This is a genomic window from Bifidobacterium sp. LH_450, assembly GCF_056356715.1.
In genome coordinates this window covers 148,797-162,252 of record NZ_JBKEUU010000001.1, presented here as the reverse complement: position 1 = coordinate 162,252, position 13,456 = coordinate 148,797, and the positions used below count along the sequence as shown (strand labels likewise).

The following is a 13,456-nucleotide window of genomic DNA, read 5'->3' as shown; positions in this document are numbered from 1 at the left end:
GAAGTCAGGATGCGAGCAGGGAACGCATCAGCTCGGCTGCCTGGCGCGGGGTCTTGCCGACCGGAATGCCGGCCGCTTCCAGGGCGTCCTTCTTGTCCTGGGCGGTGCCCTTGCCCCCCGAAACGATGGCGCCTGCGTGGCCCATCTGCTTGCCTTCGGGAGCGGTGAACCCGGCGATGTAGGCGACGAGCGGCTTGGTCATATGCTCGCTGGCCCACTGGGCCGCTTCCTGCTCCGCGCTGCCCCCGATTTCGCCGATCATGACGACGGCCTTCGTGTCGGGGTCCGCTTCGAACTCGGCCAGCGCCTCCTGCAGCGTCGTGCCGACAATCGGGTCGCCGCCGGCGCCCAGGCAGGCCGTGAAGCCGATGTCGCTGAGCTCCGCCAGCATCTGATAGGTCAGCGTGCCCGACTTGGAGACCAGCCCCAGGGGGCCGCGCGGCGCGATGCCGTCGGGGATGATGCCGAGATTGATGCCGGGCTCCTGGGGGGTGCCGAAGGTCATGAGGCCCGGGCAGTTCGGTCCCACGATGCGCACGCCTTCGCGCTGCGCCAGCTGCACGAAGTACGCGCTGTCGGCTACCGGAATGCCTTCGGTGATGACGACGACGGTGCCGATATGCGCATTGACCGCCTCGACGACCGCGTCGCGCGCGAAGCGCGGCGGCACGAATACGACGCTGGCCTGCGCGCCGGTGGCGTCCCGGGCTTCCTCGACGGTGGCGAACACCGGCACGTCGACGTCTTCGCCGTTGCGCCCTTCGAAACGCACCGTCGTGCCGGCCTTGCGCGGATTGACGCCGCCTACGATGTTGGTTCCCGCCTTGAGCATGCGTGCCGTATGGGTCATGCCTTGATGGCCGGTCATGCCCTGGACGATGACCGGCGCGTTGTCCTCGATGAAAGCGCTCACTGTGCCTTCCCCTCCTTGCCATGCGCGGCGAGGCGCGCCGCCGTGGCGGCGGCTTCCTCCATGGTCTGCGCAACATGGATGTTGCGGTTTGCGGATTCCTTCAGAGTCTGCAGGCCCTGCGAGGCGGCGTTGCCGTCAAAGCGCACGACCAGCGGCTTGATGACGCCGAGCTGGTCGATGGCTTCGAGGATGCCCTGGGCCACCAGCTCGCACGACGTAAGGCCGCCGTAGACGTTGATCAGCACCGATTCGACCTTCGGGTCCGACAGGACGATTTCCAGGCTGCGGCACATCGTTTCCGCCGAAGCGCCGCCGCCGATGTCGAGGAAGTTCGCAGGGCGGATGCCGGTCCCCTGTTCCTCGCCGGCGTAGGAGACGGCGTCCAGCGAGCTCATGACGAGCCCTGCGCCATTGCCGATGACGCCGACTTCGCCGTCGAGATGCACGTAGTGCAGCCCATGCTCGCGGGCCTTCTGCTCGAACGGGTCGACGATGACCGGATCGGCGAAGCGCTGCCAGCCATCGTGGCGGAACGCCGCGTTGTCATCGAGCGAGATCTTGGCGTCGAGCGCGCACAGCGACTTGCTGGATTCGTCGTCGGGGTCGCCGATCTTCGCCAGCGGGTTGATTTCCACGAGCGTGGCGTCGTTGTCCTTGAAGCAGCGCCACATCCGCAGCAGGATGTCGGCGGCCTGCTCGGTATCGGCATGGTAGAACCCGATGCTTTCGGCCATGCGGCGCGCGGCGTCCATGTCGAAGTCCTCGAGCGCGCCGATATGCAGCCGCTTGACCGATTCGGGATGCTCGCGGGCGATTTCCTCGACCTCGGTGCCGCCGTTGGCCGTCGCAAGCACGTCGAAATCGCGCGAAGAACGGTCGACGGAAATGGAGACGTAGTATTCGTGCAGGATGTTCTTGCCCTCGGCGACGAGGACCCCGTTGACCTTGTGCCCGTTGATGGTGCGCGGAAGGATGTCCTCGGCAGCCAGCGTCGCCTCTTCCCGGTCGTGCGCGAGCTTCACGCCGCCGGCCTGCCCGCGGTGGCCCGTCTTGACCTGCGCCTTGACGACGACGGGGAAGCCAAGGCTGTCGGCCGCCTCGGCGACTTCGTGGGAATTCTGGGCGTAGATGCCCTTCGGCGTCGGGATGCCCTGCTCTTCGAGCAGTTCGCGCGCCTGGTATTCGTACAGATCCATCTTGTCCTCTCCAAATGGACTTTTACAACAAATATATAAAGCGGCATGTCCCGTAGCGCGGCTACGCCGGCATACGCAGCAGCGAGCTGGTGGGATGGTCGCCGAGCGACTTCACGCCGCCGAGGCCGTCGAGTTCCATCACAAAGCTAAACCCGGCGACGTTCGCGCCGCAGGATTCGACCAAATCGCGGGCGGCCTGCGCCGATCCGCCGGTAGCGATCAGGTCGTCGACGATCAGCACGCGTGAACCGGGTTCGAAGGCATTGCGCTCCACTTCGACGGTGGCCTGTCCATACTCCAGCGAGTAGCTTTTGGCTACCGTTTCCGGCGGCAGCTTGCCGGCCTTGCGCACCGCCACGAAGCCCTTGCCCAGCCGCGCCGCCAGCGCCGGCCCGAACAGGAACCCGCGCGCCTCGAGGCCTGCGATCAGGTCGAAGTCGTCCACAGCGACGGGCAGCGCCGCTTGAAGCGCATTGAGCAGGATCGCCAGCGCCTTCGCGTCGGCGAAGACCGGCATGAAGTCCCTGAAGAGGATGCCGTCGGCCGGGAAACCCGGTACCGTGCGGATTTTCGAAACGAGATATTGCGCATCGCTGGGGCCGACCTTGCTGATATCGGCAAGGACGATGTCGTTGTATGCCATGGATTTCCTTACTGCCCGGAGGCAATCGGCGTCGGGTGGACAAATAAAGTGCGCCCGGTGGCCCGGGCGCAGCGAAGCTTCATGAGCGGAAGGATGCTATTTGGATGCGGGCGCATCCTCGACGTCGGCTTCGACGGTTTCCTCTGCCTCAATGGTTTCCTCGGCCTGAGCCGGCTCGGCAGGCGCTTCAGTCGTTTCGGCGGTAGCCTCGGCCGGTTCGGCGGCAGCCTTGGAGGCATTGTCCGCGTCGGCGCCCTCGATCTGCTCGGGCTCGGAGGCGAGGGGGTTGCCGTTTTCGTCCACTTCGTCGTCGTGGACGTACGCCGGGCGCACGTATTCCTTGCTGATGGCCTTGAAGGCGAACCGGATGTGGGAGCCTTCGGAATCGATGACGATTTCCTCGAATTCCTCGTCGACGGAGACGACCTTGCCGATGACGCCGCCGATGGTGATGACCTCCGTACCCGGCTGCAGGCCCGCGCGGAAGTCCTGGAGTTCCTGCGTCTGCTTCTTCGCCTTGCGGGACTGGAATACCAGCATGGCGATCATGAAAACGAGCAGAATGATGAGAAATACGTAATCCAAGACGGGACTCCTTGCATGTCGGGGTGTATGGGTTCTGGATGCACAGCCGCCGGAACACCACCTTAGAATAGCTGGCTGACATCTCCGGGCGTATTGTCTGGCGCCGCAAGCCCCAGATGCTGCCAAGCCTTGACCGTGGCGACGCGGCCTTTCGGCGTGCGCATCATGAACCCTTCGCGCACCAGGTACGGCTCGCAGACGGTCTCCACCGTTTCCGCTTCCTCGCCGACCATCGCGGACAGGTTGTTCAGCCCCACCGGACCTCCGCCGAAATTGCGGACGATGGCGTTGAGGACGGCGATGTCGAGCCGGTCGAGCCCCTCGGTGTCGATCTGGTACAGCGCGAGGGCCTCTTCGACGTCCCTAGGCCCGATGACGTCGAGCTCATGGACGATGCCCCAGTCGCGCACGCGCCGCAGCAGGCGGTTCGCGATGCGCGGCGTGCCGCGCGAGCGCATGGCAAGCTGGTACGCGGCGCCATCGGCAAGCTGGAGCCCCAGCACCCCGGCGGATCGGCAGATCAGCTTCTCCAGCTCGTCATGCGGGTAGAAGTCGAGATGGGCCGTGAAGCCAAACCGGGCACGCAGCGGCGACGGCAGCATGCCCTCGCGCGTCGTGGCTCCGATGACGGTGAACCGGGGCAGCGTCAGCGGAATGGAGGAGGCGCCCGGGCCCTTGCCAACCATGACGTCGACGCGGAAATCCTCCATCGCGATGTACAGCAGCTCTTCGGCGGCGCGCGGCAGGCGGTGGATCTCGTCGATGAAGAGCACTTCCCCGGCATCCAGCGAACTGAGGATGGACGCCAGGTCGCCGGCGTGCTGGATGGCGGGTCCGGACGTGACGCGGATGGGGACGCCAAGCTCGTTGGCGACGATCATCGCCAACGTGGTCTTGCCCAGGCCGGGAGGGCCTGCCAGCAGGATGTGGTCCGGAGGGACGTCGCGTTTGCGGGCCGCGTCGAGAAACAGCTGCAGCTGCGCCTTGAGCGTAGGCTGCCCGATGAATCCGTCGAGGACATGGGGGCGCAGTTCCTCGTCGCTGACCGGTTCGTTACCCTGCGGGGCGGCCGAAACCATCCTCAGCGACTCTTCCTGGGCGCCTTCGTTGAAGCCGTTGCCGTAGGGCTCCTCGCTATACGGGGTGAATGCTGTCAACAATGCCTCCTTTAGCGGCCCTTATCGAGGAACGTCAGCGCGGCCCGCAGCGCCTCGGGCACGTCCTCGTGGGAAAGCGGCAGCGGCCACGTCCCCTGCGCGACGACGTGGTCGACGGCCTCGCGGGCGTCCTGCTGGCGCCAGCCCAGGGAGAGCAGCGCCTCGACGACCTGCAGGATGCCCGCGTCTTCGGGCTGCCGGGCCGGTGCGCCGGGCGCGCTGGCCTGCGCGGCCTCATCGAGGGCGACCGTTCCCTTGAGCTCGAGGATGATCTTCTGCGCGCCCTTCTTGCCCAGGCCCGGGGCCTTGGCAAGGGCAGCCGCGTCGCCATCGGCAATGGCCTTGGCGATCTGCGCGCCCGAAAGCGTCGAGAGGATGCTGAGCGCCACCTTCGGGCCGATGCCGCTGGCCTTCTGCAGTTGCAGGAACATCGTGCGGCCCGACGCCTCTAGGAACCCGAACAGCGTGATGGCATCTTGCGACACCGACATCGACGTGTATACCGTCGTTTCGGTTCCGGCGTGCAATGCGCCCAAGTCGGCCGCCGGCATGCGCACGACGAACCCTATGCCGTGGACGTCGATCAGCGCCGACACCGCATCGACCGATACGACGCGTCCGGCAAGCATGCCGATCATGGCGGCCCCTTCCCAACATTATTCGAACATTTGTTCTATATGCTACATGCCGCGCTGGACGCCGCGTCCATTGGCGGCCTTCTGGGCGGCCTTCGCCCACTGCCGCTGTGCTGGTGTCAGGTGCTGTTCGCGTTCGCCGCCCTGGATGGCGCCGGCCGGCCGCAGCGCATGGCATATGGCGATGGCCAGCGCATCGGCGGCGTCCGCCGGCTTGGGCAGCGTATTGAGATTGAGGATGCGGGCGACCATGCGCTCCATCTGGATCTTCTCGGCCTTCCCGTTGCCGGTGATGGCCAGCTTCGATTCGCTGGGGGTATGGAGCGCTACCGGGATGCCGCGCTGCGCGGCCGCCAGCATCGCCACGCCGGCCGCCTGCGCGGTGCCGAGCACCGTGCCGCGGTTCTCCTGCGCGAACACGCGCTCGATGGACACGGTATCGGGAGCGAATTCGTCGAGCTTGGCGGCGATGCCGTCGTAGATTTTCAGCAGGCGCAGGTCCTGCGGATCCTTGGGGTCCGAGCGCACGACGTCGACGTGGATAAACGAAAGCCGGCGGTGTGCGCCGGCTTCGATTACGCCGACCCCGCACCGCGTCAGTCCGGGATCAACGCCAAGGATGATCACGTGGAGCCCTACTCCTCGTCCAGCTGGGCCATGACCTCTTCGGATGCGGTCCAGTTGCTGTAGATGTTCTGCACGTCGTCGAGGTCGTCGAGGTTGTCGATCAGGCGCGAGACCTTCTGGGCATCCTCGAGCGTGAGCTCGACTTCGTTCTTCGGCATCATGACCAGGTCGGCGGATTCATAGTCGACTCCGGCGTCCTGCAGGGCCTTGCGCACGTCGATCAGGTCGGACGGCCCGGTGATGACGGAGAAGAACTCGCCGTTGTCGACGACGTCCTCGGCGCCCGCTTCGGCCGCCTTCTCGAACAGGTCGTCGAAGTCGACGCCTTCGCTCGGCACCTCGATGTCGCCCTTGCGCTCGAAATTGAACGACACGGAGCCGCTGGTGGCCAGCGAGCCGTTGCCCTTCGTCAGCGTGGAGCGCACTTCGGCGGCGGCGCGGTTGCGGTTGTCGGTAAGGCATTCGATGATCAGGCCGACGCCGGCAGGCGCGTAGCCTTCGTAGACGATGTCCTCGTAGTTGGCGCCGCCCTCTTCTTCGCCGGAACCGCGCTTGACGGCGCGCTTGATGTTGTCGGCGGGCATCGAGGCCTTCTTGGCCTTGTAGATGGCGTCGTAGAGCGCCGGGTTGCCGTCAGGGTCCCCGCCGCCCTGGCGGGCCGCGATTTCAATGTTCTTGATGAGCTTGGCGAACAGCTTGCCGCGCTTGGCGTCGATGGCAGCCTTCTTGTGCTTGGTAGTCGCCCACTTGGAATGACCTGACATAATGCTCCTACGGGAGGTTATACGGATAGTTGCAAACGTGTAGATTCTATGGCGCTTCTACGACAAGGCCCGTTCGTAGACCTCGAGGACCCGGTCTACGACGCGCCCCCAGTCGAAGTCGCGGGACCGTTCCTGGCCGGCCGTGGCCAGCCGGGCGCGCAGCGCCGGGTCGGCCAGCAGCCGCCGCATCGTATCGGCAAGGTCTTCGGCGTCCCCGTTGGAAAACAGCGCAGCGTCGGCGCCTTCTTCGGTGACGTCGACGAATGCCGGCAGGTCGGAGGCGACGACCGGGCAGCCGGCCGCCATCGCCTCGGCGAGCACGATGCCGAAGCTTTCGCCGCCGGTCTGCGGGGCGACGTACATCGTCAGCGAGCGGTAGAAGGAAGCCTTCTCGTCCTCGCTGATACGCCCTAGGAATTCAAAACGCTCTTCCAGCGCGCCGGAAGGGTCGATTTTCCCGAGCATGCGCCGGCCGTCCTCCTCCCCGTCGCCCGCGGCGAGGAACCGGGCGCCCGGATATGCGTCGGCCAGTGCCTGGGCGGCGCGGGCGAAGACGGCGAATCCCTTGCGCTCCTCCCCCATGCGCCCCAGGAAGCCGATGGTCGGTGCGTCCGGCGTTGGCGTCCAGCGTGGATCGGGCTGGGCCGAGGCGAAGAACTGGCGGTCCACGCCGTTGGGAATCGTGTCGCGCGGCATGTCCGCAGGCAGGTAGTGGTCCGCCGTCCTTCCGGAAGCCGCAGACACGAAAATGGCCGACTTGAGCGGCTTGAGCCGGTTCTCCAGGTACCCCTGGCACAGCTTGAGCGCGCGCGGATAGGGATCGAACGAGGTGTGGAACGTCGCCACCATCGGGGGCGCGTTGCGCATCGCGAGCGGCTTGTGGGCCAGCGACGGCGCCTCGGGCTCGTGCAGATGCAGGATGTCGAAATGGCCCTGCTCCACCCAGCGCCTGACCGAAACGCCCGCCGTCAGGAAAAAGCTCAGATGCGCCCAGGAACCGTTGTAGGGAATGGCGAACGAGGACCCGTTCGTCTGCACCCATAGCGGCATGTCCTTCGTGCGCCGCCCCGGGGCATAGACGGAGACGCTGTGCCCGCGTGCGATCAGTTCGGCCGCGAAATCGCGGATATGGTTCTGCACGCCCCCTGGCGTTTCGAACGAATAGGGGCAGATGATGCCGACCCGCAGCGGCTGCGACGGGTCGCACCTGCGCGGGCCGCCTTCGTTCCCCTCCCCCTTCGAGGAACGGATTTTCCTTCTCATGGAAACAGTAGATGACACGTCCGCTATTGTTGCGTACCGCCTTGACTTGCCTTGAGGCTTTCCAGCACGTACGGGGGGACGTTGTGCATCCGGGAAAGATCCAGGTCATCGATGAACAGCGGCTGCAGCATGTGCCAGCTTTCCGGATGCGCGGCGATGCCCTCGGCCCATACGTCGACCCAGCGCTGGGTGATGGCCGCAATCGCCTCCTCGCGGTCCATGCCTTCCAGTCCGGAGACGTCGACGGGTCCGGAAACGTTGCAGACGTACCCCTGCGATGCATGCGCCTTGCGCTTGCGCTCCCCGTGCAGCGGCTCGCGCCACATGTTCACGACGTACAGCGGCTTGCCGGTGTCGTAGGCAAGCGTTGCCGGACCGCGCGCCACGCGGATGATCGAGCCGAAGGCGCGGACGAACTCCCCGTTGCGTCCCAGGTCGCGGTCCGCCAGCAGCGGAATGAGGACGTTGGGTTGCCCAAGCTCCCGCTCGAGCGTGGCCGTCAGATGCGGGGTGCCCGTCAGCAGGATGCGCATGCCCAGCGATTCGCGGATGCCGACGAAGGTCTTCAGCATCTCCTCGTTGGCCAGGCGCTCGGCGACGGTCACCACGGGGGCCACGTCGAACTTCGCCCAGAACCCCGCATAGTCCCAGTTGCCCTGGTGGCCCATCGCTATCGCCGCGGAATCGGACTGCCGGTCCGCGTGCGCCTGCTCGGTGATTGGCCCCAGGCCGCTGCCGGCGCCCCGGATGCGCGCCCGCAGCTGCTCCTCGCTGCGCCCGGCCACCGTCATGGCCTCGGCGAAATAGGCGAAATACGACTGCATGCCCTGGCGCGACAGGCGCCGCAGCGTACGGCGATCGACATGGCCGTCGCGCCATGCGAGCACATGCTCCAGATTGCGTTCCAGCTGGCGTACCGAACCGGGGCGCACGGCCCATGCCGCGTCGGCCGCCGCGGCGAACGCGGCGCGCACGGCCCCTTCCGGAATGCCGCGCGCATGCCGCGCTACGGCGCTCATGACCTGGTCGAGCATCGCCCGTCAGCGCCTGTCCGGTTCGTCGGCGTCGTGGGCGGCGGCCGCCAGGCTGCCATCGCGGCCGAGGCGCGTGTATTCGATGCCGTAGATGGCTTCGTCGCGCTGCATGGCCGCCTTGACCTCGAAGAGGCGCTGGAACACGGTGATCGTGCCGAACACGCACAGCAGCGCCATGTCGATGACCAGCACCAGCGGCAGGTTGGCCAGGCCGGTGATAGCCAGGCCGATGATGATGATGGTGAGGCGGTCCGAGCGCGTGGCGATGCCGCCCTTCGCCTCATAGCCGACCGACTCGGCCCTGGCACGCACGTAGGGCGTGACGAACGACGTCATCATCGCGTACAGCGTGCACGCCAGGCCGATGATCAGCACCGTATCGGTCGTGGTGGCCGGATGCGGGCGCGACGCGCTGAGGAACTCGCGCCCGAAATAGATCGCCACGCCCATCAGCACGCCCCAGTCCGCAATGCGGTCCAGGGACGAGTCGAGGAACGCGCCGTATTTGGTGCCGCCCGTCGTCAGCTGCGCAACGGACCCGTCGAGCGAGTCGAACATCACCAGCACGGTCAGCGCCACGGCGCCCCAGAACAGCCATCCGGTGATGCCCGTGGCGATGCCGACGAGCGTCGTTCCGATGGCGCCGATGATCGTGATCATGTCGGCCGTCAGGCCCATGCGCACCAGGGCCTTGGCGATGGGCTCGATGGCGCGCTTGAACGCGGGCCTCAGCTTCTCCAGCATTGTTTTCCGTTCCTGTCCTCGTCCTGTACGTAAGGTCTGGGCCGCATGGGCGTCAGCAGCCGGCGACGGCCTTGAAATCGTCGGCGCTGTTGATCTGTGCCCGCTGGGAGATGGCCTCGAGGATCCACTTGCGCGCGTCCTCGACCGGCACGCCATTGAGCTGGCTTCCATCGCGGAAGCGGAAGCTGATGGCGTTGTTGTTCATGTCCTCTTCGCCGACGATGAGGATGAACGGCACCTTCGACTTCGAGGCGTTGCGGATCTTCTTGCCGAACCGGTCGTCGGACAGGTCGATTTCGCAGCGGACCATGTCCTCCTGCAGGCCGTCGATGAACGACTGCAGGTGCGGCGCGAACTCGTCGGCCACCGGCACGCCGAGCACCTGCACCGGCGCCAGCCACGCCGGGAACGCGCCGGCGTAGTGCTCCAGCAGGATGGCGAAGAAGCGTTCGATCGAGCCGAACAGCGCGCGGTGGATCATGACGGGGCGCTGGTGCGTGCCGTCGGCGGCCACGTACTCAAGATCGAAGCGTTCCGGAAGATTGAAGTCGAGCTGGATCGTCGAGACCTGCCAGGTGCGCCCGATGGCGTCGCGCGCCTGCACCGAGATCTTCGGGCCGTAGAAGGCGGCGCCGCCCGGATCGTCGACGAGCTCGAGGCCGGATTCCTTCGCCACTTCGGCGAGCGTGGTGGTCGCCTCCTCCCAGATCTCGTCCGAACCGACGAACTTGTCCTCGTCCTTCGTGGACAGCTCGAGGTAGAAGTCCTCCAGGCCGAAGTCCTTGAGCAGCCCCAGGACGAAGCCGAGCAGGTTCTTCAGCTCGTCCTTCATCTGTTCGCGGGTGCAGTAGATGTGCGAATCGTCCTGCGTCAGGCCGCGCACGCGCGTCAGGCCATGGACGACGCCGCTCTTCTCGTAGCGGTAGACGGTGCCGAACTCGAACAGGCGCAGCGGCAGCTCGCGGTAGGAACGCTGGCGCGACTTGAAGATCAGGTTGTGCATCGGGCAGTTCATCGGCTTGAGGTAGTAGTCGAAGCCCTGCTTGACGATGTTGCCGTCCTCGTCCTTCTCCTCGTCGAGGTGCATCGGCGGGTACATGCCGTCCTTGTACCACTGCAGATGGCCCGAGGTCTCGTACAGGCCGCCCTTGGTGATGTGCGGGGTCTGCACGAAGCTGTAGTGGTGCTTGCGGTGCATTTCGCGCGAGTAGTCCTCCATCGCGTTGATGACGGCCGCTCCCTTGGGATGGAACACCGCCAGGCCCGGGCCGATTTCGTCCGGGAAGGAGAACAGGTCCATTTCCTGGCCAAGCTTGCGGTGGTCGCGCTTGGCGGCCTCCTCCATGCGCTGCTGGTAGGCCTTGAGCTCGTCCTTGGTCGGGAAGGCGACGCCGTAGATGCGCTGCAGCATCGGGTTGGCAGCCGAGCCCTTCCAGTAGGCGGCTGCTGCGCGCTCCAGCTTGAACGCCTTGATGTAGCGCGTGTTGGGCAGGTGCGGCCCGCGGCACAGGTCGGTCCACACGACGTTGCCGTCGCGGTCGACGTTGTCGTAGAAGCTCAGTTCGCGGTGGCTGACGTCGTCGTGCACGCCGTCGTCCATCGCGGCTTCCTTGTCGACGATCAGCTCGAGCTTGTAGGGCTGCTCCGCCTCTTCCAGCTGGGCTTCCTGCTGCGTGACGACGCGGCGGCGGAAGGACTGGGAGGACTTGATGATGCGCTGCATGCGCTTTTCGATATCCTTGAGGTCTTCGGGCGTGAACGGCTCGTCGACGTCGAAGTCGTAGTAGAAGCCGTTCTCGATGACCGGGCCTACGCCAAGCTTGGCTTCGGGCTTGAGCTCCTGCACGGCCTGGGCCATGACGTGCGTGGCCGAATGGCGCATGATGGCGATGCCGTCTTCGGAATCGAGCGCGATGGGCTCGACGGCGTCGCCGTCCGACAGCGGCGTGTAGAGGTCGCGCGGTTCGCCGTTAAGCCGTACCGCGATGATGTTCTTGTCGTCGGCGAAGAGCTGGACGCCCGTGCTGGTTGCTTCCACCTCCTTCGGTTCGCCATTGAGTGTTATGGAGATGGTCTTTTCAGCCATGGTCAGTCCTTTGCTATCGGTGCCCGCGTTACTAAGGTGCAGGCCTGGACGTTGGTCGTGTCAACAGCAACAACATAAAAGAGCGTTCCGACATTGGGGAACGGCATGGAAAAAGAAAAAGGCCCCTGCGAGCAGGGGCCAATCGAGCGGACAACGGGACTCGAACCCGCGGTCTCGACCTTGGCAAGGTCGCGCTTTACCAACTAAGCTATATCCGCAATGCATGGAATGCGTGGGTGTTATAGGAATCGAACCTATGACCCCTTCCGTGTGAAGGAAGTGCGCTAGCCGCTGCGCCAAACACCCGTATTCAGTTATGCCGCAAAGGCCGTGGGCGATACAAGATTCGAACTTGTGACCCCTTCCGTGTCAGGGAAGTGCGCTACCACTGCGCCAACCGCCCGGTTGCCGAACGACGCCTTGGCGCCGTCCTCGAGGTGGGTACGAGAGTCGAACTCGTCTATACGGCTTTGCAGGCCGCTGCCTAACCGCTTGGCTAACCCACCGTAAGGTCTGTCAACTCGTCGGACCTTAGAGCGGACAACGGGACTCGAACCCGCGGTCTCGACCTTGGCAAGGTCGCGCTTTACCAACTAAGCTATGTCCGCGATGCTTTCCGGCGGCGTTTCCGCTGCCCGAGCACGAGTCACTACTATAACGCCATCGTTGTAATTTGCAAATACCGGCGTGTCGCAGGCGTGCGGCAATGTCCACGCTTGCGCTCCCTGCTTGTCTAGCAGGCGCCGGAATGGCGGTCTTTTCAAGTAAAGTTTGTATATTATTTAGACGCAATCAGTATTCCATGCCCAAAGTCCGCGCGGTTTTGAGCCGCAAGGCGAAAGAATTGCCCTTCACTCCGGGCAAATCGCAGCATGTTGCCGCTATAGGTGGGTTTACAGTGTTGTTTATGTATGAACAGGCCTCCAAACACGAAGTCGTCATGGTCGCTGCGTTTGACGGGTGGAACGACGCATGCCAGTGCGCGACCGATGTGATCCACCATCTTGCGTCGCGTTTCCCCTCGCAGGAAGTCGGCCACATCAACAGGGATGGCTATTACGACTATCAGGTTTCCAGGCCCATCCAGTGCTGCGTGCAGGGGTACAAGCGCATCCTGTGGCCGCAGACCACCTTCTACGACATCGCGGTCAGCGACAAGCTGCATATATTGGCCGAGCTCGGCCCGGAACCCAATTACGGATGGATGGACTATTGCCGCGAGAGCCTGCGGATCGCGCAGGAGTTCGAGGTCAGCCACGTCTACACGCTGGGTTCCATGTTCGCCGATTGCCCCCATACGCGCCCGCTGCCCCTCGACCTGACGATCGAAGGCGAGGACGCCGACATCGAATGCGAGTACAACGGCCCGATCGGCATCCCGCATGTCCTCGATGCGGCCGCCGTCGAGGAGGGCTATCCGACGAGCGCCCTATGGGTGTCCGTCCCCAAGTACCTCGGCAACGATCCATGCCCGCAGGGTACGCTGCAGCTCGTCGACGAGCTGTCCGGGCTGCTGGGCGTCGACCTGAAGGCCGATGAGCTGACGCGCAAGGCTGAGCAGTGGCAGTCGCGCGCTTCGGTGATGATCCGCAACAATCCGGATTTGGCCAGCTACGTCGAGCAGCTGGAGCACGAGCACGACATGAAGGTAAAGGCCAGGGCGATGGCTTCTTCCGGCTCCCCCGCCGTCCAGCAGCTGGTGAGCGAGGCCGAGGCGTTCCTGCGTGATCTGCCCGAAGCCGACTGAAGGCGCTTCGCCGCGCAAGGACTTCAGGACATATCGAAGAAGGCCCCGGAAGCCGTGATGGC

Annotated in this window: 13 protein-coding genes and 5 tRNA genes; 1 reads left to right on the top strand and 17 read right to left on the bottom strand. The window is 65.0% G+C overall.

The window, feature by feature from the left end:
* Nucleotides 1-4 precede the first annotated feature (4 nt).
* The 17 genes from sucD to AC1AXT_RS00685 all read right to left on the bottom strand — a co-directional run bounded on the left by sucD (nucleotide 5) and on the right by AC1AXT_RS00685 (nucleotide 12,255).
* Entirely contained in the window at nucleotides 5-913 is a 909-nt protein-coding gene (gene sucD, locus AC1AXT_RS00765) for a succinate--CoA ligase subunit alpha (RefSeq protein WP_476539807.1), read from the bottom strand.
* Nucleotides 910-2,109, bottom strand: coding sequence for an ADP-forming succinate--CoA ligase subunit beta (gene sucC, locus AC1AXT_RS00760; protein WP_476539805.1), 1,200 nt, complete (start codon nucleotides 2,107-2,109; stop codon nucleotides 910-912). The genes sucD and sucC overlap by 4 nt, the downstream gene beginning before the upstream one ends.
* 61 nt (nucleotides 2,110-2,170) lie before the next feature.
* On the bottom strand, nucleotides 2,171-2,752 hold the full coding sequence (locus AC1AXT_RS00755) for an adenine phosphoribosyltransferase (RefSeq protein WP_476539803.1): 582 nt from the start codon (nucleotides 2,750-2,752) through the stop codon (nucleotides 2,171-2,173).
* 96 nt (nucleotides 2,753-2,848) lie between these two features.
* A complete protein-coding gene (locus AC1AXT_RS00750; protein WP_476540497.1) occupies nucleotides 2,849-3,301 on the bottom strand; it encodes a preprotein translocase subunit YajC in 453 nt (150 codons plus the stop codon).
* A 98-nt stretch (nucleotides 3,302-3,399) separates the two neighbouring features.
* A complete protein-coding gene (gene ruvB, locus AC1AXT_RS00745; RefSeq protein ID WP_476540495.1) occupies nucleotides 3,400-4,416 on the bottom strand; it encodes a Holliday junction branch migration DNA helicase RuvB in 1,017 nt (338 codons plus the stop codon).
* 89 nt (nucleotides 4,417-4,505) lie between these two features.
* Nucleotides 4,506-5,132: a Holliday junction branch migration protein RuvA gene (gene ruvA / locus AC1AXT_RS00740; protein ID WP_476539801.1), complete on the bottom strand. Its 627-nt coding sequence runs from the start codon at nucleotides 5,130-5,132 to the stop codon at nucleotides 4,506-4,508.
* Between the two features lie 42 nt (nucleotides 5,133-5,174).
* A complete protein-coding gene (gene ruvC, locus AC1AXT_RS00735; protein ID WP_476539799.1) occupies nucleotides 5,175-5,756 on the bottom strand; it encodes a crossover junction endodeoxyribonuclease RuvC in 582 nt (193 codons plus the stop codon).
* 8 nt (nucleotides 5,757-5,764) lie between these two features.
* Nucleotides 5,765-6,520, bottom strand: a complete 756-nt coding sequence (locus AC1AXT_RS00730; protein ID WP_476539797.1) for a YebC/PmpR family DNA-binding transcriptional regulator — start codon at nucleotides 6,518-6,520, stop codon at nucleotides 5,765-5,767.
* A gap of 57 nt (nucleotides 6,521-6,577) precedes the next feature.
* The gene (locus tag AC1AXT_RS00725) at nucleotides 6,578-7,783 is read right to left on the bottom strand and encodes a glycosyltransferase family 4 protein (protein WP_476539795.1); all 1,206 of its coding nucleotides are present in this window, start codon (nucleotides 7,781-7,783) and stop codon (nucleotides 6,578-6,580) included.
* 23 nt (nucleotides 7,784-7,806) lie between these two features.
* Nucleotides 7,807-8,817: a phosphatidylinositol mannoside acyltransferase gene (locus AC1AXT_RS00720; protein WP_476539793.1), complete on the bottom strand. Its 1,011-nt coding sequence runs from the start codon at nucleotides 8,815-8,817 to the stop codon at nucleotides 7,807-7,809.
* A gap of 6 nt (nucleotides 8,818-8,823) precedes the next feature.
* Nucleotides 8,824-9,561 (bottom strand): phosphatidylinositol phosphate synthase, encoded by a 738-nt coding sequence (pgsA, locus tag AC1AXT_RS00715; RefSeq protein WP_476539791.1) that lies wholly within the window; start codon nucleotides 9,559-9,561, stop codon nucleotides 8,824-8,826.
* A 52-nt stretch (nucleotides 9,562-9,613) separates the two neighbouring features.
* Entirely contained in the window at nucleotides 9,614-11,647 is a 2,034-nt protein-coding gene (thrS, locus tag AC1AXT_RS00710; RefSeq protein WP_476539789.1) for a threonine--tRNA ligase, read from the bottom strand.
* Between the two features lie 145 nt (nucleotides 11,648-11,792).
* A tRNA-Gly gene (locus AC1AXT_RS00705) sits at nucleotides 11,793-11,865 on the bottom strand.
* 15 nt (nucleotides 11,866-11,880) lie between these two features.
* Nucleotides 11,881-11,953: transfer RNA gene (locus AC1AXT_RS00700), tRNA-Val, on the bottom strand.
* Between the two features lie 25 nt (nucleotides 11,954-11,978).
* Nucleotides 11,979-12,050 (bottom strand) — tRNA-Val (locus AC1AXT_RS00695).
* 32 nt (nucleotides 12,051-12,082) lie between these two features.
* Nucleotides 12,083-12,153: transfer RNA gene (locus AC1AXT_RS00690), tRNA-Cys, on the bottom strand.
* Between the two features lie 29 nt (nucleotides 12,154-12,182).
* Nucleotides 12,183-12,255 (bottom strand) — tRNA-Gly (locus tag AC1AXT_RS00685).
* Between the two features lie 299 nt (nucleotides 12,256-12,554).
* On the opposite strand from AC1AXT_RS00685, the gene AC1AXT_RS00680 reads away from it, so the two are divergent.
* Nucleotides 12,555-13,394, top strand: a complete 840-nt coding sequence (locus AC1AXT_RS00680; RefSeq protein ID WP_476539787.1) for a PAC2 family protein — start codon at nucleotides 12,555-12,557, stop codon at nucleotides 13,392-13,394.
* Nucleotides 13,395-13,456: the final 62 nt, after the last annotated feature.